This is a genomic window from Asticcacaulis sp., from assembly GCF_047605585.1.
In the GTDB taxonomy this organism is placed as follows: Bacteria; Pseudomonadota; Alphaproteobacteria; order Caulobacterales; family Caulobacteraceae; genus Asticcacaulis.
This window is the reverse complement of sequence record NZ_JASGFK010000010.1, coordinates 25955-44365: the sequence shown is the minus strand read 5'-3', so window position 1 is coordinate 44365 and position 18411 is coordinate 25955. Positions and strand designations below refer to the sequence as shown.

At 61.3% G+C, this 18411-nt stretch carries 15 protein-coding genes and 1 tRNA gene; 4 read left to right on the top strand and 12 right to left on the bottom strand.

Translation table 11 applies throughout. The annotated features are described in order from the left end of the window. The gene (gene sfsA / locus QM647_RS17465; RefSeq protein WP_414996832.1) at positions 1–726 is read left to right on the top strand and encodes a DNA/RNA nuclease SfsA; all 726 of its coding nucleotides are present in this window, start codon (positions 1–3) and stop codon (positions 724–726) included. Here the strand turns inward: sfsA and QM647_RS17460 are convergent. The 3 genes from QM647_RS17460 to QM647_RS17450 all read right to left on the bottom strand — a co-directional run bounded on the left by QM647_RS17460 (position 707) and on the right by QM647_RS17450 (position 6470). Further along, on the bottom strand, positions 707–4000 hold the full coding sequence (locus QM647_RS17460) for a PAS domain S-box protein (protein ID WP_414996831.1): 3294 nt from the start codon (positions 3998–4000) through the stop codon (positions 707–709). The genes sfsA and QM647_RS17460 overlap by 20 nt on opposite strands. Before the next feature lie 115 nt (positions 4001–4115). Continuing rightward, positions 4116–5798, bottom strand: a complete 1683-nt coding sequence (locus tag QM647_RS17455; RefSeq protein WP_414996830.1) for a phosphatidylglycerol lysyltransferase domain-containing protein — start codon at positions 5796–5798, stop codon at positions 4116–4118. A 33-nt stretch (positions 5799–5831) separates the two neighbouring features. After that, entirely contained in the window at positions 5832–6470 is a 639-nt protein-coding gene (locus QM647_RS17450) for an SPOR domain-containing protein (protein ID WP_414996829.1), read from the bottom strand. A gap of 169 nt (positions 6471–6639) precedes the next feature. On the opposite strand from QM647_RS17450, the gene panC reads away from it, so the two are divergent. Continuing rightward, positions 6640–7482, top strand: coding sequence for a pantoate--beta-alanine ligase (gene panC / locus QM647_RS17445; protein ID WP_414996828.1), 843 nt, complete (start codon positions 6640–6642; stop codon positions 7480–7482). 78 nt (positions 7483–7560) lie between these two features. Here panC and QM647_RS17440 read toward each other — a convergent pair whose 3' ends face one another. Next, on the bottom strand, positions 7561–7950 hold the full coding sequence (locus QM647_RS17440) for a DUF1489 family protein (protein WP_414996827.1): 390 nt from the start codon (positions 7948–7950) through the stop codon (positions 7561–7563). 220 nt (positions 7951–8170) lie between these two features. On the opposite strand from QM647_RS17440, the gene QM647_RS17435 reads away from it, so the two are divergent. Further along, a complete protein-coding gene (locus QM647_RS17435; RefSeq protein WP_414996826.1) occupies positions 8171–10006 on the top strand; it encodes a patatin-like phospholipase family protein in 1836 nt (611 codons plus the stop codon). A gap of 14 nt (positions 10007–10020) precedes the next feature. Here QM647_RS17435 and QM647_RS17430 read toward each other — a convergent pair whose 3' ends face one another. From QM647_RS17430 to QM647_RS17415, 4 genes are all read right to left on the bottom strand, one after another. Further along, on the bottom strand, positions 10021–12348 hold the full coding sequence (locus tag QM647_RS17430; protein ID WP_414996825.1) for a glycoside hydrolase family protein: 2328 nt from the start codon (positions 12346–12348) through the stop codon (positions 10021–10023). 126 nt (positions 12349–12474) lie between these two features. Then, a complete protein-coding gene (gene mgtE, locus QM647_RS17425) occupies positions 12475–13971 on the bottom strand; it encodes a magnesium transporter (RefSeq protein WP_414996824.1) in 1497 nt (498 codons plus the stop codon). Positions 13972–14027: 56 nt separating this feature from the next. Continuing rightward, positions 14028–14112: transfer RNA gene (locus QM647_RS17420), tRNA-Leu, on the bottom strand. A gap of 99 nt (positions 14113–14211) precedes the next feature. Further along, positions 14212–14469, bottom strand: a complete 258-nt coding sequence (locus tag QM647_RS17415; RefSeq protein WP_414996823.1) for a FliM/FliN family flagellar motor switch protein — start codon at positions 14467–14469, stop codon at positions 14212–14214. A gap of 89 nt (positions 14470–14558) precedes the next feature. Here QM647_RS17415 and lipB point away from each other — a divergent pair, with 89 nt between their 5' ends. After that, positions 14559–15278 carry a lipoyl(octanoyl) transferase LipB gene (gene lipB / locus QM647_RS17410; RefSeq protein ID WP_414996822.1) on the top strand — a complete coding sequence of 240 codons (720 nt, stop codon included), beginning with the start codon at positions 14559–14561 and terminating at the stop codon, positions 15276–15278. On the opposite strand, the gene QM647_RS17405 is transcribed toward lipB, so the two are convergent. The 4 genes from QM647_RS17405 to QM647_RS17390 all read right to left on the bottom strand — a co-directional run bounded on the left by QM647_RS17405 (position 15275) and on the right by QM647_RS17390 (position 18400). Further along, on the bottom strand, positions 15275–15682 hold the full coding sequence (locus QM647_RS17405; protein WP_414996821.1) for a DUF805 domain-containing protein: 408 nt from the start codon (positions 15680–15682) through the stop codon (positions 15275–15277). The genes lipB and QM647_RS17405 overlap by 4 nt on opposite strands. A 64-nt stretch (positions 15683–15746) precedes the next feature. Then, entirely contained in the window at positions 15747–16565 is an 819-nt protein-coding gene (locus QM647_RS17400; protein ID WP_414996820.1) for an RluA family pseudouridine synthase, read from the bottom strand. Positions 16566–16597: 32 nt separating this feature from the next. Next, entirely contained in the window at positions 16598–17083 is a 486-nt protein-coding gene (locus QM647_RS17395) for a DUF805 domain-containing protein (protein ID WP_414996819.1), read from the bottom strand. Between the two features lie 18 nt (positions 17084–17101). Continuing rightward, entirely contained in the window at positions 17102–18400 is a 1299-nt protein-coding gene (locus QM647_RS17390) for a replication-associated recombination protein A (RefSeq protein WP_414996905.1), read from the bottom strand. Positions 18401–18411 lie beyond the last annotated feature (11 nt).

Below are 18411 nucleotides of genomic sequence, written 5' to 3'. Positions count from 1 at the left end.
GTGGTATCAGATTCGCTTATCGACATGAGCGGCCTTATAAAAGGGCGGCTTGTCACCAGATACAAGCGTTTCTTCGCCGATATCGAACTCGATACAGGTGAAATCATTACAGCACACTGCCCCAACCCCGGCAAGATGCTTGGCCTGCTGGCACCGGGCACGCCCGCCCTGGTGACGCACCTCAACGATCCGAAGAAGAAACTGCAGTACCGGCTGGAGGCGCTCGCAGAAGACGGCATCTGGATCGGGGTCAATACGCAGTGGCCCAACCGGGTCATCCCCCTGGCGATCAAGGCCGGTTTGATCCCGCAACTGGCCGGCTACAGCGCGCTCCAGCCGGAGAAAAAGTACGGCCGCAATTCGCGTATCGACCTCTATGCCAGCGGCCATGCCGTCAGGCCTGACGCCTATATCGAGATCAAGAACGTCCATCTGTCGCGGCAGAAAGGCCTGGCGGAATTCCCCGACTGCGTTACCGAGCGCGGTGCCAAGCATCTCTATGAACTGATCGAGATGGTGAAGGACGGCTACCGCGCCATCGTCCTCTTCTGCGTCCAGCGTGACGATTGCCAGTCTTTCGATATCGCCCGCGATTGCGACCCCGGCTTCGGCCGCGCCTACGATGCCGCCCGCGAGGCCGGGGTGGAATTCATGGCGGTCGGTTTCGGCGTTTCTGAGGCTGGTCTGCGTTTCGATCGCGAACTGGTCATACGGCGTCCAGAATAGCCCGCACCCGCGCCGCCAGTTCATCGACGGTGAACGGCTTGCCGATCAGTTCGACGCCTTTGTCGACGATACCGTTATGCACCACGGCATTACGCGTATAACCGGTGGTATAGAGCACCTTGAGGTCCGGGCGGATATGGTGCGCCTGTTCCGCCAGCTTGCGGCCGTTGGTATCGGGCATGACGATATCGGTGAACAACAGGCTGATATCGGGATTGGCGCGCAGCAGGTTGAGCGCCACGGCGGCACTGTCGGCCTCCAGCACACGATAGCCCAGCTCCGACAGGGCATCGGCGCTGAATTGCCGAACCGATGGTTCGTCATCGACCACCAGTATGATCTCGCGCTCGTCGCCGGTCAGAAGCTCTGCGGACACAGCGGCCTCTTCCGTCTCGTTTTCCTCGGTGCCCGCGCGCGGCAGATAGATCTTGATCGTGGTTCCCTGCCCCACCTCAGAATAGATTTTGACATGACCGCCGGACTGCTTGACGAAGCCATAGACCTGACTCAACCCCAGCCCCGTGCCCTTGCCGACCTCCTTGGTGGTGAAGAAGGGGTCGAAGGCCTTGGCAATAACCTCCGGCGACATGCCAGAACCGGTATCGGTAATGGCGATCAGGACGTACTGCCCGGCCGGTACGCCCAGGGCCGAGGCGACATAGCGCGTATCGAGGTGAGCATTCTGCGTCTCGATGGTCAGTTTGCCACCTTCCGCCATAGCGTCGCGCGCATTGACGCCGAGATTGAGAATGACGCTTTCCAACTGGTTGGGATCGACATGAACGCGCCATAACCCGCCAGCCAGAACGGTTTCCAGGCGAATATCGGCGCCGATGGAATGGCGTAACAGGTCCGACATGCCGGCCACCAGCTTATTGGCATCGAGCGATTCCGGGCGCAGCGGCTGCTGGCGTGAAAAGGCCAGCAGCCGCTGCGTCAGGTTGGCGGCGCGACGGGCGCCCTCGGCCGCCGCCTCGACATAACGCCGCGCGCGCGGGTCTTCCGGCCCGATACGGCGGTTAAGCAGGTCGAGCGACCCCATGACCACCGCAAGCATATTGTTGAAATCGTGGGCGATGCCGCCGGTCAGTTGCCCCACGGCCTCCATCTTCTGCGCCTGACGCAGTTGTTCCTCGGCCTGCTGCAGCGCATCGGCCTGATGCCGTTCCGGCGTAATGTCACGGCCATAAGCATAAACATACTCCCCCTCCAGTGAGGTGTTCCAGGATATCCAGCGTACCGAGCCATCCTTGTGGCGGAAGCGATTGACATAGCGGGTCAGGTCATGATCGCCCACCGCATCAGCCAGGGCGTGAAGGGAAGGTTCCACATCCTCCGGCACCATGAAGTCGCGGAAGTGATGCCCTAATATGTCCTCCGGCGCATAGCCCAGTATGTCCTGCCAGGCCGGATTGGCGGCCATGAAGACGCCTTCGGAATCGACGACGATATTGAGGTCACGCGAATTGTTCCAGATGCGATCGCGTGCGGCGCGTGCTTCGGCCAGTTCCTCGGCCTGCTGGCGCTCGGCGGTGATGTCGCGCCCGGTGCAATAATAGGCCTCGCCATAGGGAGAGGCCGTCCAGGCGATCCACAGCACCGTGCCGTCCTTGCGGATATAGCGGTTCTCGAAACGGGGTATGGCATGGCCGGCGATCAGGATTTCAAATTCACGCCGGGTGCGCTCGATATCGTCAGGATGCACTAATGCGCTGTAGGGCATGGCGCGCAATTCATCTTCGCTGTAACCCAGTATACGCGTCCATGAGGGATTGAAGCTGCTGAGATAGCCATCGCCGCGCAACACGCACAGAAGGTCAGGCGTAATCTGCCAATACTGTCCGCCCACGGCCGATCTTTCGATCACCTCCTTTTGCAGGTTGGCGTTCAGTTCGCGCAGTTCCTGAGCGACGCGGGCGCGCTCGGATGCCGTATGGGTGCGATCGGCGATTTCACGGATGAGGGCCAGTTCTGCCTCCGACCATGCCCGTGCGGTTTCATGATTGAGATAGAGCAGGCCCACAAAGCGTCCACGCATCGTCACCGGCATATTGACGACCGATTGCGCACTGATGGCCTTAAGCGCCTTCGCGGTGGCGGCCGTGCGCGGATCTGTCTCCGCGTCGGCAAAGACGACAGTCTCGCCCCGCTTGAGATTTTCGATATAGGTGCCGTAATCGCGGAACTGCAGAACCCCCGCCAGGGATTTGATACCCGGCGCGTTCCAATCGCGTTCGATGGTGATGGTCTCGTGCTCGCGATCTATGACGCCATAGCCGGCGCGGCTGACCTGAAAGGTCTTCCCCAGCACCCGCGCTGCGGTAAAGGCAATCTCGGCCGGATCGTCGAGATCGCGAATCTCATCGCTCAGGCGGATAAGGGTTTCCCGCCGCCGCTCTGACCGGTGGCTTTCCGTCACATCGTAGCCGCCAACGAATATGCCCGACACCTGACCACCGGCATTGCGGACAGGGGCGTAAACGAAATCGAGATACCGGTCCTCCGCCTCTCCCGCGAAGCGCACCGGCAGCGAACGCGCCACAAAAGGCTCACCCGTCCGATAAACGCCATCCAGCAGCTCGAATATCCCCTGCCCCTCCAGTTCCGAAAAGGCCTCGCGCACCGTGCGTCCGATGAAGGGGCGCCCGCCCCCTATGGCGACATAGGCATCGTTGACATAGGTATAGAGGTGCTGTGGCCCTTCCAGGATGGCGGCAAATCCCGGCATCTGCTGGAGCATGTCCCTCTGGCGCGCCCGCTCCGCCTCGGCGGCGCGTTCGGCCATAATCCGCTCGGTGATCTCAAAAACGATGGCGATAACACCCGCCGGTTTACCGCTTTCATCCGGCACCGGGGAATAGTCGAGATCGAGCCACACCTCTTCCGGCTTGCCCGTGCGGTTCAGCACCAGCACATGATTGCGATAGGCCAGGGTGCCGCCGGCCAGCCCCACCTTCATGATATTGTCGTTGAAATCCGCGACTTCCGGCCAACCTTCGCGCACCTTGGAACCCAGCAATTGCGGATGCCGGCCGCCGGCGAAAACGGAATAGCCGTCATTATAGAGCATGACGCCGTCTTCATTCCACAGCATGACGATCGGCACGGGCGAACGCAGCAGCAGGCCCAGCGCCGTGCGCAGGCTTTGCGGCCAGGTCGCAATGGGGCCGATAGAGGTTTTTGACCAGTCATGCGCAGCGATCAGACGGCCTGTTTCTCCGCCGCTGGAAACCAGGCTGTCGACAAACAGATCCGCAGTGGATTTTTCGGGCATTTCAGGCTCTTTGGCTGGCTGCGGACAGAACGGGAAGCCCGGCCATACACGCTTCAGCCCCCTGTGCGACTCATATACGCGCGCTCGCGAAGCTAGCGGGCCGACTTATAAGGGATCAATTAGGAACGGCGACAGGCTGGCGTTTTCTGCGGCTGCTCTTGCGCGGCGATGCCGGTTTCGCGCCCAGGGCCACCACCGCCAGCAGGGCCGGCATCAGGGCCGCTTCCTGGCCTGGTACGGCGAAATAGCGCGGCTGCCAGTCGGGCCGAAACTTCTCCTTGTAGGCACGCAGGCCCTCGAAATTATAGAAATCGCCGCCGAACTGGTAGATCACCGAGGCGATCTTGTACCAGGCACGGCTCAGCGGCTTGGCTTCCAGACCGGCCAGTGGCGCCATGCCGAGCGAGAAGTGGCCATAGCCCTGCTCACGGCTGTAGGCGATCAGTTGCAGGAACAGATATTCCATGATGCTCGGCGGCGATGCCGGGTCGTAGCGCATCAGGTCGATGGTCAGAATGGTTCGGTCATCGGTCGGCCACAGATTGGCGAAGGCCATAATTTCGCCGCCGATCCACACCACCGCCACGGGCGTCAGGCGCATATATTCCATCTTGAAGGAGCCCAGCGAGTAGCTCTTCTCCTTGGCGGATTTCGTCTTCAGCCAGGCATCGGATACCTGCTTCAGGCGCGGCATCCAAGGCTCGAGCGCCTCGGGCGCGATCACCTCAAACCGGGCTTCCAGCCCCTCGAAACGCTTCAGGGTCTGGCGGAAGCCATAGCCCTTCTTGCCCGACAGATCGAAACCGGCAGCGCTCACCAGTGCTTCCTCACCGATCTTGTAGGGCCACAGGCCGAGATCGAGCACCAGGGGCAGCAGGGCCGGGCTGACCTGGTAAAAGCTCAGGCGCGCCCCGGCCAAAGCCGCCATCTCCTTCAATTCCCAGCACAGCGCCGTGGCTTCGGCGCCCGGTCCGACCGGCTCGCCCATCACCACCCACTGCTTGCCGGAGACGCCGTACATGATGAAGGCCGTACGCGCATCATTCCACAGGATATGCTTGTCGCGCAGCAGGGCCAGCCAGGCCTGCGGATTGGAGGCGCCGGTCACCACCGTTTTCAGCGGCTCCAGGTCCTCGGCATCGGGCACGGGCGGCACCTGCCGGGCGATGCCGAACAGGCGATAAAGCGTGATCAGGACGATGGTCACGACGATGACCACGACACCGCGCAGGAAACGCGATGTATTGGCGTGGTAGGAAAAGTCGATCCACAGGGAATGGGCATAAGGCACGTGCTTATAGACGTAGAACCCACCCCAGATAATCAGACCGAGTGTGAACAGGCTGGTAAAGGCCCACAGGGGATTGATCGACAGGCTGAGCAGGTTGGAGCGCCGGTTGAAAGCGCCCCTGCACGGGATCAGCAGCAGAGCGCAGATGGTCAGCAACACCGCATTGATCAGCGCCAGTTCGCGGGTCAGGGACAAAACGGCGGCGGCGCAGAACAGGCCGATGGCCAGATACCAGGCGGTTTCGATACGCTCCCACAGCGCCCGCGCCAGGAAGATCATCAGCACGCCGACGACCAGACCGATGGCGTGCGAGAATTCGACCAGGCCCAGGGGCAACCATTTCCGCACCAGCGGCATGACCGCCGGGTCGATCGGTGTCAAAATCGACAGCAACAGCAACGTGCCGGCGGCAAACATGACGGTGGCGAACGCCGCCGGGATCATCCGCGTGGCGAAATCGAACAGGATATGGTTGAGATTGGCCCGAATGTGAGTCTGTGCCGTCATGGGTGGCTATTCACCACAATTCGGCAACAAGGTCTAGCTGGCCTTGCTGCACCAACGGTCACGAATATCCAGTTGCAGGCAGAGGGATTGCGCCTGGTCCTCGCTGGTCACGGGACCAACCTTCAGACGTACCATCGGCTTGCCGGCGGCCGTAGTGATCTTCTGATAGACCGGATGATACTGCTCGACGCCCGGATAACGCGCCTGCAATCCCAGCCAGGCATCGCGGGCGGCATCTGCCGTGCCAAAGGAACCGATCTGGATCAGGCGGTTACCGCGTGTGGTGACCACGGCCGACACGGGTTCCGGCGCCGGCGCGGGGCTTTCGGCCGTGCCGGTATCGAGCGGTGGATTGGCTTCGCTGGGCATTTTGAGCGGATCGACAATGGCGATCTTGAACTTCGGCTTGACCAGCGGCCCATCGGCGTCATGCAGCAGACCGCCCTTGCCGACCGTCAGATCCTTGGCCGTATCGACCACCAGCTTGACGTCCTCGCCGCTCAGGCTTTTCGCATCCGCGTCGACCGGCTTGCCACTGTCATCGACCGGCACCTCCTTGATCCGCGCCAGGGATTCCTTGAGATTCTGGTTGTCGCAGGCCGTCAGACACAGTGCTGTCGTCGCCGCGGCGCACAAAATGAAAGCTTTACGAAGGGGGGCCAGATCGGTCATAAGGCCGAATATGTGCCAGACCCGCAAAAATAGGGTTAGCGAACATGGTTAATAACGGACAATTGATTAGAGCGTTCTCGATCTGATCACCATATCGAAAACGCTCTAATCTTCTTAGTTTGCGCGCTTTTTAATCCGAAAAGTGCGTTACACTTTTCGGAAAGCGCTTATGCCGGACACCGCCAAACCCTTTGAAATCGCCCGTGCCCGCACCCTGCCCGCCCTGAAGACAGAACTGGCGGCCCTGCGCGCCGGCGGGGCCAGCATAGGCTTTGTCCCGACAATGGGCGCCCTGCACGACGGTCACCTGGCTCTGGTGTGCCAGGCGAAAACCCTGTGCGACAAGGTGGTCGTATCGATCTTCGTCAATCCGCTGCAATTCGCCCCCACTGAGGACCTCGATCGCTATCCGCGCGACGAAGCCGGCGATATCGCGCGCCTGCAGAGCGTCGGCTGCGACCTCGTCTACCTGCCGACCGTCGATGTGCTTTACCCGAAGCATTTCGTCAGCCGTATCGAGATGGCCGGTCCGGCGCTCGGCCTGGAAACCGACTTCCGCCCGCAGTTCTTCTCAGGTGTTGCTACAGTGGTCTCCAAGCTGTTCAATCAGGTGCGCCCCGACGTGGCGGTCTTTGGTGAAAAGGATTTCCAGCAACTGGCCGTGGTTCGCGCCATGGTGCGCGATTTCGACATGGGCATTGACATCGTGGGCCTGCCGACCGTGCGCGAAGTCGACGGCCTGGCCCTCTCCTCGCGCAACGCCTACCTCTCGGCCGGTGAGCGTGCCATCGCTCCGAAGCTGCACGCGGCGCTGGAAGCGATACGCGACGGCCGCCTCACCATCGATCAGGCCAAGGCAGACCTGCAAGCCGCCGGTTTCGGCCAGATCGATTACATCACCCTGCGTGATGCCGAAACGCTTGGCGAGGTAACCTCTGAGACGACCGCACGCCGCCTGCTGGCCGCTCTGTGGCTCGGCAAGACACGCCTGATCGACAACATCGCGGCTTAATCTGGCTTAAACGCCGCATGGCGCCTCGCATCAGCTCGGGCGGCCTTTAGCCTGGCCATTTGCTGACGCAAATGGAGATTACCAGACTCCCGCTTCCTTCAGCGCCTTCATCATGTCCGGCGGCAGGTCGGTCTCGCCCTCGACGATGTCGCGCGGCGCATCCTCCGGCTTGAGATAGCGCCAGCCCTGGAAGGCGCGACGCGGCTGGGCCTCGGTCAGGATATTCTTCGTGCGCAGGCCGATGCGCCAATGATCAGCCTCCTCGTCGAAGGAAGCGATCTCGCGGCGGCACAGGATCACGCCCTTGATCACCCAATAGAGCGAACCGCCGTCCAGCAATTCCTCCCAGCGCGTCGGCCGGTTGCGTGTATGGATATAGGATATGTCCCCGCGCGCCTTTTCCCAGCGCAGCAGGTCTTCGAGGCTGTCGGCCCCGACGCATAGTTTTACCAGATGAATATTGCTCAAACGGACTCAAGCCTTAACAGCGTTAAAAAACAGGCTTAAATATTTAGAAGCAAATCAGGCGCACTGCTATACCAAAAGGCGCTGATTATCGCGTTAGAGCGTATTCCGATCTGATTGGATCAGATCGACGCTCTAACTCTTTACTTTAACGCACTTTTTAATCCGAAAAGTGCGTCACACTTTTTGGAAAGTGCTCTATAAGAGGTTTTGCGTAGACGGCATGGCTAAGGATACTCCCTCCCTGCAAACGGCGCTGGAAAGCCTGTTCGGCACAGCCCTGGGCCGCAGCGCCAGCCTGATCTCCCTGCCCGGCGGCTCGCGCCTGTTCAGCGCCGGCGACGATTCCGACCACCTCTACCTGCTGCGTTCCGGTCGTCTCGGCGCCTTCCGCCACGACGAGGACCATGACGACCTGTCGCTGATCGGCATTATCCGCCCCGGCGAACCGGTCGGTGAAATGTCGCTGGTGGCCGGCACGGCCCATACCACCACCGTCATGGCCCTGCGCGATTCCGACCTGCTGGCCATGCCGCGCGAGGAATTCTTCGCCGCCATGGAATCGCGCCCGGACCTGACGCTCGCCCTCTCGCGCAAGATGATCGAGCGCGCCCGGCGCGAAACGCCCAATGTCACGCCCAATGTCTTCGCCTTCTATGCCCTGTGCGATCAATCCATCGCACCGCTGGTCGAAAAAGTCGCCGACCAGGCGCGCGCCCTGGGCTACCGCGTGGCCGTCATCGACAAGAGCTTCCACGGCACGGCGCCGGAGGCCTTCAGCCAGATCGAGGCGGAAAATGACTATGTGCTGCACGTCGCTGAATGCCATGAAAGCCACTGGCGGCTGCTGAGCGCACGCCAGGTCGATCATGTCTTCCTGGTGGCCGATGCCGAGCGTGTGCCCGACGCCATGGCCAGTGCCTGGGAAAAATCCCTGCTGCACCGGGCGCCCGACCTGATCCTGCTTTATCCGGACAGTGTTCCGGGACCGCATATCATGGGCCGCACCAGGGCCTGGCTCAGTGTCATCGAGCCCACGCGCTGGTTCCACGCCCATGCCGGTAATGTGACCGACGCCGCCCGGCTGGCGCGCATTGTCACCGGCCACAGTGTCGGCGTCGTCTTTTCCGGCGGCGGCGCGCGCGCCTTTGCCGAGATCGGCGCCATTCAGGCGCTGCGGGAAGCGCACATCCCGGTCGATTTCGTCTGCGGCTCCTCCATGGGCGCCATACTGGCCGCCAGCCTGGCCCTGGGCTGGAGCGAGGCCGAGATCGACTGGCGCATCCGCGATGCCTTCGTCAATTCCTCGCCGCTCGACGATATCGTCATGCCGTTCATCTCGATGGTCTCCGGCGCCAAGGTCGACAAGCGGCTGGAAAAGCACTTCGGCGACATTCAGATCGAAGACATGCCAATCCCGTTCTTCTGCCTGTCGTCCAACCTGACGACCGGCGTGCTCAAGGTCCACAAGACCGGCCTGCTGCGCAGCGCCCTGCGCGCCTCGATTTCCCTGCCGGGTGTGCTGCCGCCGGTGGTAGAGGATGGCCAGGTGCTGGTCGATGGCGCGGTCATGCGCTCCTTCCCGGCCACCATGATGCGCAACACGCACCTGGGCACGGTCATCGGCGTCGATGTCACGCGGGCGCGGGGACTCGATCCGCGGGCACTGGTCATACCGAAGAATTTGAGTTCGTGGTTCACCAAAGGCGAATGGCGGCGCGGGCCTCCAATCGTTTCGGTCATGATGCGCTCGGCCACCGTGATCACTGCCGCCGATCTCGCCTTGTCACGTGCCGCCACTGACCTATTGATCATCCCCGAACCGGAAGGCGTCGAAATCCGCGACTGGAAGGCTTACGACAAGGCGGTGGAAAGCGGCTACCAGACGACCGTGGCCACCCTGGCGCAGCTGGATTCGCCGGTAACGACCCTGCGCAAGATGGGCAAAAGCGTGCACCCGAACATTCCGGCCTTTACGCCGGACGACAGCTATATGGCCACAGCCGTGGAACCACCGGCAAAGCTGGATGAGAAAGCCGCCAGGGGGGGCAAGGGTTAATCCCCGAGGTCGCCTTAATCCTTCAATCCACCAAGCCGCTTCATGATCAGCCAGACCGAGATCGAGACGAACAGGATGCCGAGCGCAGCCGTGCCGATCGAGATAAAGGTATAGCTGTCCACCATGCCGTTGCGGATCACCGTCTGGTCATGGGTAGCCTGCCACCAGGCGCCAGTGGCGACGCCGAGGCAGCCCAGGCCGATGGCGCTAATGATGATCCACCATAGGGTCTTGATGAACATCTGCCACAGGGTTTCGTGCTCTTCCTCGCCCTCTTCGGCGGAAACGGCGATGCGATCACCGTTCATCATCCAGGTTTCGGTGTCGTCCTCATAGGCCGCGGTCTGAAAATTGGATGACGGGCCGGCGCGCAGGAAGGGCTGTTCCGGTTCCGCCGCCTCAGCCGCTGCTTCCGGCGCCTGATAATCCTGCGGCAGCGGACGCTGCAATTGCTCGCGCCAGTTCAGGTTGGGGGCCTCAGCCGACAGATCGACCGCTGCCGGGCGCGCCACCTCGACCACGGTTTCAGCGGCCGCCAGGGTAGCGGCCGGGATCGGCCTGGCGTAAGGGTTCAGCGCCGTAATCACCGGCGGCGGCATGGTGGAGGGCGAGCCCACCGGATTGAAATCCACGACCGAAGACGATTCGTCTTCCGGCTCGGGCTCGGGTTCAGCCTGCGCAGGCACCTCTTCCGCGCGGGCGGAAAGCTCGAACGGCGTATTCTCGACCGGCGACGGGGAAATGACGCTGTGATTGATGAATTCCGCGGCAGGTGCGGCGTCCACGACCGGCACAGGTGCGGGTTGCGGCTCCGGCGGCGTGACTGACTTCGCGGCAGGCGGAGGCGTCAGCGGACGCCCCAGGCTGCCACCGCCATAGGGCGAATAGAGGCGCATCAGCGCGGCAGCGGCCTCGGCCTTGCGCGCCTTCTCGGCCTCGTCTTCCACGGGTTGAGCATTGGCGGCTTCGCGCGCCAGCTGTTCCTTCGCCAGTTGTTCCTTCGCAAGGCGGGCCTGCTCGGCTTCCTTTTGCTCATGCGCCTTGCGTTCGTTTTCAAGGCGTTCGTTTTCAAGGCGCTCTTCCTCAAATCTGGCCTGCTCGGCGGCGAGACGGTCCTTTTCAGCGCGTTCGGCTGCCTGACGGGCCGCCTCGACTTTTTCCGCCTCAAGACGCTCGGCTTCCAGGCGCTCGTTTTCAAGGCGTGCGGCTTCCGCTTTTTCAGACTCAAGCCTTTCAGCCTCAAGCCTGGCCTGCTCGGCGCGGACCTGCTCCTGACGGATCTGTTCCTGGCGGATCGCCTCGGCGCGGATGGTTTCCAGGCGCGCGGCTTCCGCACGTTCAGCTTCTCTGGCCGCCTCTAGTCGCGCCTGCTCCAGTCGCCATTGTTCGAGGCGCTGCTGTTCCAGCTTCGCCGCTTCCAGCCTGACAGCCTCCTGACGCGCAGCCTCTTGTCTGATCGCTTCCTGTCTGGCGGCTTCAAATCGCGCTGCCTCTCTGGCAGCCTCCAGCCGGGCGGCTTCCTTGGCGGCTTCAAGCCGCTGCATTTCCTGCAGGCGCGCTGCCTCGCGGATACGCGCCTCTTCGGCGGTCCGCGCCGCCGCCAAGGCCTCGGCCTGGCGCTGCGCTTCGAGTTTCAACGCCTCCTGGCGCAGGTTTTCCTCGCGCAGCTCGGCCTGGGCGCGCGCAATGGCGGCCTGCATGTCGATCGTCGGGTGCGCAGGCTCTCCCGCGCCGAGGTCAATAACCTGACGCTGCGGCACGGCGGCATAGGGATTGATGAGGCTGGCTTCAGGCGCAGACGTCGAAGCTATGGGCGCCGAAGGGGCCGGTGTAATGGGCGTCACGTCTTCCACCGGCCGGCCCAGAACGGCGGCCTGATGGCTGATCTCGTCCGGCGTCTGGAACAGGTCCTTTTCGGCGGCGCGGCGACGGATCAGCGGCGCCAGCACATAGGTCTGACCGTTGAACTCGGCCGAACGCCAGCTATCCATGGCCAGGGCGGCTTCGCTGAGCTTGCCCTCATTGATGCGTTTCAGAACGGTCGACTGGCCGAAATTCTCAACACCGATATTGAAGCAGAATGAGACAAGAGCGTCGAACTGGTTCTGGTTGAGCGGCGTCAGTACCAGATTATTGATGGCGTCCACCACCGGCAGCAAGTCGAAACGCAGCAGGGCGTCGGCATCTTCCTGAGTAACCCGGGCGCCTTCGCGAGCGGAAAAGGTGTGGCCATAGCCCAGGGTCCAGCGGCCGTCAGGAAGACGCGCCGCGCTTGTGCGCAGGCCTTCAAAACTCTTGATGAGCTCTACCCCCGCGCGGGAAACTTTTTGACGCGCTCTCATCCGAAATCCCAGTCCCTGAATCCAGCCTTCGGATCGACTCCACAAGGCTCAAACACAAACTGCCCCAAAACAAGACAGTTTTCGGGCTCTGTGTGCAAATCTAGCAAACCACAGACCGTTTGAGCACTACAAGAGAATTATCGCCGCCAGCCCTAAGAAACTGAAATAGCCGCAGAAATCCGTCACCAAAGTGACAAAGATCGGCGAGGCGCCGGCCGGGTCCATGCCCATTTTGGAAGCGCCCATCGGTATCAGGGTGCCCCCCAGGGCCGCCATGGTGAAATTGATCATGGTCGCCCCGGCGATAACCACCGCCAGCCGGTAATCATGCCAGAATATCAGCACCACCGCCGCCAGTCCCAGACCGACGCAGCCGCCAATCAGCAGGCCTGACAGGATTTCGCGCCCCAGGGTCCGCATGGCGTTAGCCGCCGTCAGTTCGCGCGCTGACAGGGCCCGCACGGCCACGGTCAGGGCTTGAGTGCCGAAATTGCCGCCAATCGACGCCACAATCGGCATCAGGGTGGCCAGAACGACCATCTTGACGATTTCCCCCTGGAAGGCGTTGATCACCGTCACCGAAGCGAAGGCCGTCACCAGATTGATCAGCAGCCACGGCAGGCGCGATTTCACCATGGCGGTGATATCGGTGTCGCGCCCTTCGATATCGGACACACCACCAAGCGCCAGGATGTCTTCGCGGTTTTCGGCCTGAATGATGTTAACGATGTCGTCGACCGTGATCTGCCCGACCAGCCGCCCGGACTGGTCCACGACCGGCGCCGAAATCAGGTGGTACTTCTCGAAGATATAGGCCACCTCCTCCTGGTCCATGTCGACGGTGATTTCCGTCGTCGGGTCCATGAGGTTTGACAGCACCATATCGCGCTTCGAACGCATCAGCACCGAGACGGCGATCGCCCCCACCGGCTTGTGCGAGGGATCGATGACATAGATATCGAAGAACAGTTCCGGCAGGTCGTCGCCGGCTTCGCGCATATGGTCGATGGCATGGCCCACGGTCCAAAAGCTCGGCGCCGCCATGACCTCGCGCTGCATCAGGCGGCCGGCGGTTTCTTCTTCAAAACCCAGCGAGGTGACGATGGCCTCACGCTCGGATTCCGGCATGGCGGCCAGAACGGCTTTCTGCTGGTCTTCTTCCAGGTCCTCGAAAACCGCGGCAGCGTCGTCCGAATCGAGTTCCTGCAGCACCTCGGCGATATCGGCCGTGTGCATGCTCTCGATGACTTCCTCGCGGATGTCGTCGTCCAGTTCCGGCAGGATATCGGCCAGGGCGTCGGAGGGAATCCATGGAATGACTTCCTCGCGGTAGTCTTCCGACAGGAAACCCAACAAGTCGGCGATATCGGCGTAATGCAGGGCGTCCAGCAGCTCGCGCAGGCGCAGGCCATCGCCACGATCGGCGGCATCGATGACCAGGGAGATATAGTGCGGATTAAGGGCGTAATCGTCCTTGAGCGCGAAGTCCTCGATCTGCTCGGGCGTAATCAGCTCGGCGTCAATATCTTCGAGATCACGGCGCTCTTTTACGGGCGCGGCCGCGACAAGGGTTTCATTATCGGGAATATCCGTTTTTTGAGGGGTTTCGGACTTCTGGCTCATCGCTCAGGCTCCCCATTCAGACGCTACCGCGTATGCCTCAAAAATGATCTCCGGATTGGTGCGGTCAAGAAGACTCGAACTTCCACGGGTTGCCCCACAGCGACCTCAACGCTGCGCGTCTACCAATTCCGCCATGACCGCACGCCATCCGGAGAGGGGCGCAGATAGCAACACTTTTACGCTTTGGGAAGCCCTTAATCGTAAATTTGTTGCACTATCCCAAATTATTAGCGGGCGCGCTTACGATCCGATTGCCATAAAGTCATAGACATTGGCCTGGCGGGTCACCACAATCGAAATCTTTTCCTCGAAAATCTGGATTTCGCCGCGCGCCACCGGATGGTTGTTGGCAAGGATCCACACCTCGTCATGTTCGTGGGCATCGAGCGGAATCACCGCGCCACGGCCCATGCGCAGGAGTTGCGCCATAGGCAGGACCGAACGGCCAAGCAGAACCGAAATTTCGACGGGAACCGCCCCCACCTGCGAATTTGTCACGCGAATTTAGCCTTTAACACCCACACCCGAAGACCGGCTTCCTATATTAGGGCCTTGCCTCTTAACAACTTATGACACATTGAAGCGACATGCTTTCCGAGACGTTAAATCCCGACGAAAATACCCCGCCTTTCGGCCGGATCGACAGTGAAACACCGGAATGGGTCATCGCCCCCGCGCCAGTGCACTATCCCGAAGCCCTGGCGGCCATGGAAGCCCGCGTGGCAGCCATCCACGAAGGCCAGGCGCGCGAGCTTGTCTGGCTGGTCGAGCACCCCCCGCTCTATACGGCCGGGGTTTCAGCCAAGCCCGAAGACCTGATCGCACCCGACCGCTTCGAGGTCTTCGAGGCCGGGCGCGGCGGGCAATACACCTATCACGGCCCCGGTCAGCGCGTGGTCTATGTCATGCTCGACCTGAATCGCCGGCAAAAGGACGTCCGGGCTTTTGTGGAAGCCCTGGAGCAATGGATCATCGCCACCCTTTGGCGATTCAATGTTGAAGGCCATATCCGTGACGGCCGCGTCGGGGTCTGGGTCGAACGTCGCGACAAGGGCTACGAGCCTCTGACTGAAGACAAGATTGCCGCCATCGGCATCAAACTGCGCCGCTGGGTCAGCTTCCACGGCATCAGCCTGAATGTCGAACCGGACCTGTCACATTTCGAGGGTATTGTGCCTTGCGGCATTACCGAGCACGGCGTCACCAGCCTGCTCGATCTCGGCCTTCCCGTCAGCATGGACGAGGTGGATTATGCGCTGAAATCGAGCTTCGAGGCGATCTTCGGGCCGGTGGAAGCGAAGGCCTAGCCTTCGCTCGACGTCAGACGAAAGAGCGTTGGCCCATAGCGGTTATCGCCGCGCTCACCGGGCATGACGCACAGGTCGATCAACGCCCAGACCAGAACCAGCCCGGCCACAAAATCGAAAAAGCCCTGCGGACGCGGCAGCACCATGACAAGGGCCAACAGGATCACCGCCGCCCACCAGCCGGACCGGCCGCGATCATGCAGGCGCTTCGAAAGCACGCAAGCGCCGCAATAGAGCAACACGGGATAGACGATCCAGTTCAGGAACTCCAGCGCACCACTGACAACCGAGCGGTAGAAGGCGAACGCCACCAGCAGGACAATGCCGGCTATGATCGATGGCACCTGCCCGGCCCGTCCGGTGGACGAGAAAAACAGTTCGCTCCAGTCGATCTTCGAATTCATAGGCGGCTCCGGTTACGTTACCTTGCCCTTATACTATGACGGCACAGGCGAAAAGCAAAAAGGCTCAGGGTAGATCGAGGCCGATCTCGCGGCACAGCCGGGCCATATCTTCCGGCACCGGCGCTTCCAGCGTGAACTCACCCCGCCCGTCCGGATGCGGAAAGGTCAGGCGCAGGGCGTGCAGCATCAGCCGCGGCACGGCCACGCCGCCCAGGGACAGCGCGCCGCCATAGCGGATGTCACCGGCAATCGGCGACCCCATTTCCGCCAGATGGACGCGAATCTGGTGCATACGGCCAGTATGCGGCTCGCAGCGCACCAGAGCGGCCTCATCGGTGCGCGACAGTACCGTGTAGGCCGTTTCGGCGCTCTGCCCCTCCGGATGATCGGTGTCGCAGACCCGGCTATAGGCTTCACGACCGATCTCCTCGCGCCGCAGCGGGAAACGGATCACGCCCTCGTCCGGCAGATTATGCGGATTGCCGACCACGGCCAGATAGGTCTTGGCAAAGGCCCTGCGGATCATCGCCTTGCCAAGATAGGAGGTCGCCGGCTGTGTCTTGGCCACCAGCAATATGCCGGAAGTATCGCGGTCCAGGCGATGGATCAGCATGGGCCGGCGACCGCTCGGCTTGACGAAGGTCCACATCATGTCGTCGAGATTGTTTCCGCCGCCGCGTCCGCCCTGCGAAGACAGACCAGAGGGCTTGTTGAAGCCCATAATCAGGTCATCTTCGTAAACGATCATCGATTTAACCCATGCCTGATCCACGTCCGGAATCAGACGCGGCCCCTTGCGTGGGTTATCGCTCTTGCTCTTTTGCGGCGGACGCGAGCGGCCGCTGGCGAGCGCCTGACGATGCTGAGGGGAGTGTTTGGACATAGGCGGATGCCTAACGCCAGCAAAGCATCAGGTCAAAATAATTCAGCCGTTTCTTTTTGTGACGGCTGTAAAAACCAATACAGCAGCACAAACCAGCCGAAAACGCATAGCAGCAATACCCACCATCCGCTTCTATTGACATCATGCAATCGCCGGACAGCTACGGTTAAGCTCGGAATAGCAAGGGCAGGCCAAAGCCATACGCTGAATAAACTCCAGGTCCATGATCGCTCGTTCATATAGACGCTGGCTATAATGACAATTATGGGAACCGTGCACAGTAACGCCACAAATACGGCAAAGGCCCAGAAATCCATCCGATTGGCACGTCCCTGAAAATCAATCGCCCGTCGGAAACCGGATATAATTGCCTCAAGCGGATTTCCGGTTGCAGATTCCGAACCAAAGCGGTTTGGCAGTTGGGAGGGCTTACGAACAAAAGCAAACGCTCCGCCAAAAACAATAACCGCGATAACAAACGCCAAAGCAGCCACGAACGGTACAAAAAATAAGATCATTTTTCCCCCTGAATTGCGCTAGTTCCCTCCACGTGCTTTCTGCTTTTTCTCGCGCAGATCGGCCCAGTATTCAAGCCGTTGTTTCGTCTTGCCCTCGTGACCGTCGCCCTTGGGATCGTAAAACTTCGGACGTTTCATACCATCGGGGAAATAGTTCTGGCCTGAGAAGCCATCGGGATCGTCCGGATCATAGATATAGCCCGCGCCATAGCCGATATCCTTCATCAGCTTGGTCGGGGCATTGAGGATCACCGCCGGCGGATCGAGATGACCGGTTTCCTTGGCCAGCCGTGTCGCCGCCTTGAAGGCCGTATAGACGCTGTTGGATTTCGGCGCGGCGGCCATATGGACCACGGCCTGCGCCAGAGCCAGTTCGCCTTCCGGAGAGCCCAGCACCTCATAGGTATCGCGCGCCGCATTACACATTAGCAGCGACATCGGATCGGCATTGCCGATATCTTCCGAGGCCATGCGGATCAGGCGCCGGGCGATAAACAGCGGATCGTCACCGCCATTCAGCATCCGCGCCAGCCAGTAAAGCGCCGCATCCGGATCGGAACCGCGCACCGATTTATGCAGGGCAGAGATCAGGTTGTAGTGCCCTTCCCGGTCCTTGTCGTGGTTCGGCCGGCGCTTTTGCAGATGGGCCAGCAGGCCCTCGCTGTCGAGCGGTTCCTCAAAGCCCATATGGTCCAGCGACTCGACCAAACTTAGCGTATAGCGCCCGTCACCATCGCTCAGCAATTTCAGCGTTTCATAGGCGTCCGGCATCAGCGGCAATTTGTGACCCAGGTGCGCCTCGGCACGGGCGATGAGCTGATCCAGCGCCGCCTCATCCAGACGCTTTAGCACAAACACCTGGCAGCGCGACAGAAGCGCGCCATTCAGCTCAAACGACGGATTCTCGGTCGTGGCGCCGATCAGGGTGACCACGCCGGCCTCGACATAGGGCAGGAAACTGTCCTGCTGGGCGCGATTGAAACGATGAATCTCATCGACAAACAGAACCGTGCGCGCGCCTTGCGAGTGGCGGAACTGCGCCTGCTCGAAGGCTTTCTTCAGATCGGCGACGCCGGAAAAGACAGCGGAAATCTGCTGGAATTCATAACCCGCCGCCTCGGCCAGCAAGCGCGCAATGGTTGTCTTGCCAACGCCCGGCGGTCCCCACAGGATCAGGCTCGGCAGGAACCCGCGTTCGATCACACGCGCAATCGCCCCGCCGCTGCCCAGCACATGATCCTGCCCCACCACTTCAGCCAACGTCTTCGGGCGCAGGCGATCCGCCAGCGGCTTGGCGGCCTCATCGACCTGCGGCATTGCGGCAATTT

What these genes read in the sequence shown, in the direction of transcription:
- QM647_RS17460 (WP_414996831.1), bottom strand. Translation starts at nt 4,000, where the DNA reads ATGCCCGAAAAATCCACTGCGGATCTGTTTGTCGACAGCCTGGTTTCC.
- QM647_RS17455 (WP_414996830.1), bottom strand. Translation starts at nt 5,798, where the DNA reads ATGACGGCACAGACTCACATTCGGGCCAATCTCAACCATATCCTGTTC.
- QM647_RS17450 (WP_414996829.1), bottom strand. Translation starts at nt 6,470, where the DNA reads ATGACCGATCTGGCCCCCCTTCGTAAAGCTTTCATTTTGTGCGCCGCG.
- panC (WP_414996828.1), top strand. Translation starts at nt 6,640, where the DNA reads ATGCCGGACACCGCCAAACCCTTTGAAATCGCCCGTGCCCGCACCCTG.
- QM647_RS17435 (WP_414996826.1), top strand. Translation starts at nt 8,171, where the DNA reads ATGGCTAAGGATACTCCCTCCCTGCAAACGGCGCTGGAAAGCCTGTTC.
- QM647_RS17430 (WP_414996825.1), bottom strand. Translation starts at nt 12,348, where the DNA reads ATGAGAGCGCGTCAAAAAGTTTCCCGCGCGGGGGTAGAGCTCATCAAG.
- mgtE (WP_414996824.1), bottom strand. Translation starts at nt 13,971, where the DNA reads ATGAGCCAGAAGTCCGAAACCCCTCAAAAAACGGATATTCCCGATAAT.
- lipB (WP_414996822.1), top strand. Translation starts at nt 14,559, where the DNA reads ATGCTTTCCGAGACGTTAAATCCCGACGAAAATACCCCGCCTTTCGGC.
- QM647_RS17405 (WP_414996821.1), bottom strand. Translation starts at nt 15,682, where the DNA reads ATGAATTCGAAGATCGACTGGAGCGAACTGTTTTTCTCGTCCACCGGA.
- QM647_RS17400 (WP_414996820.1), bottom strand. Translation starts at nt 16,565, where the DNA reads ATGTCCAAACACTCCCCTCAGCATCGTCAGGCGCTCGCCAGCGGCCGC.
- QM647_RS17395 (WP_414996819.1), bottom strand. Translation starts at nt 17,083, where the DNA reads ATGATCTTATTTTTTGTACCGTTCGTGGCTGCTTTGGCGTTTGTTATC.
- QM647_RS17390 (WP_414996905.1), bottom strand. Translation starts at nt 18,400, where the DNA reads ATGCCGCAGGTCGATGAGGCCGCCAAGCCGCTGGCGGATCGCCTGCGC.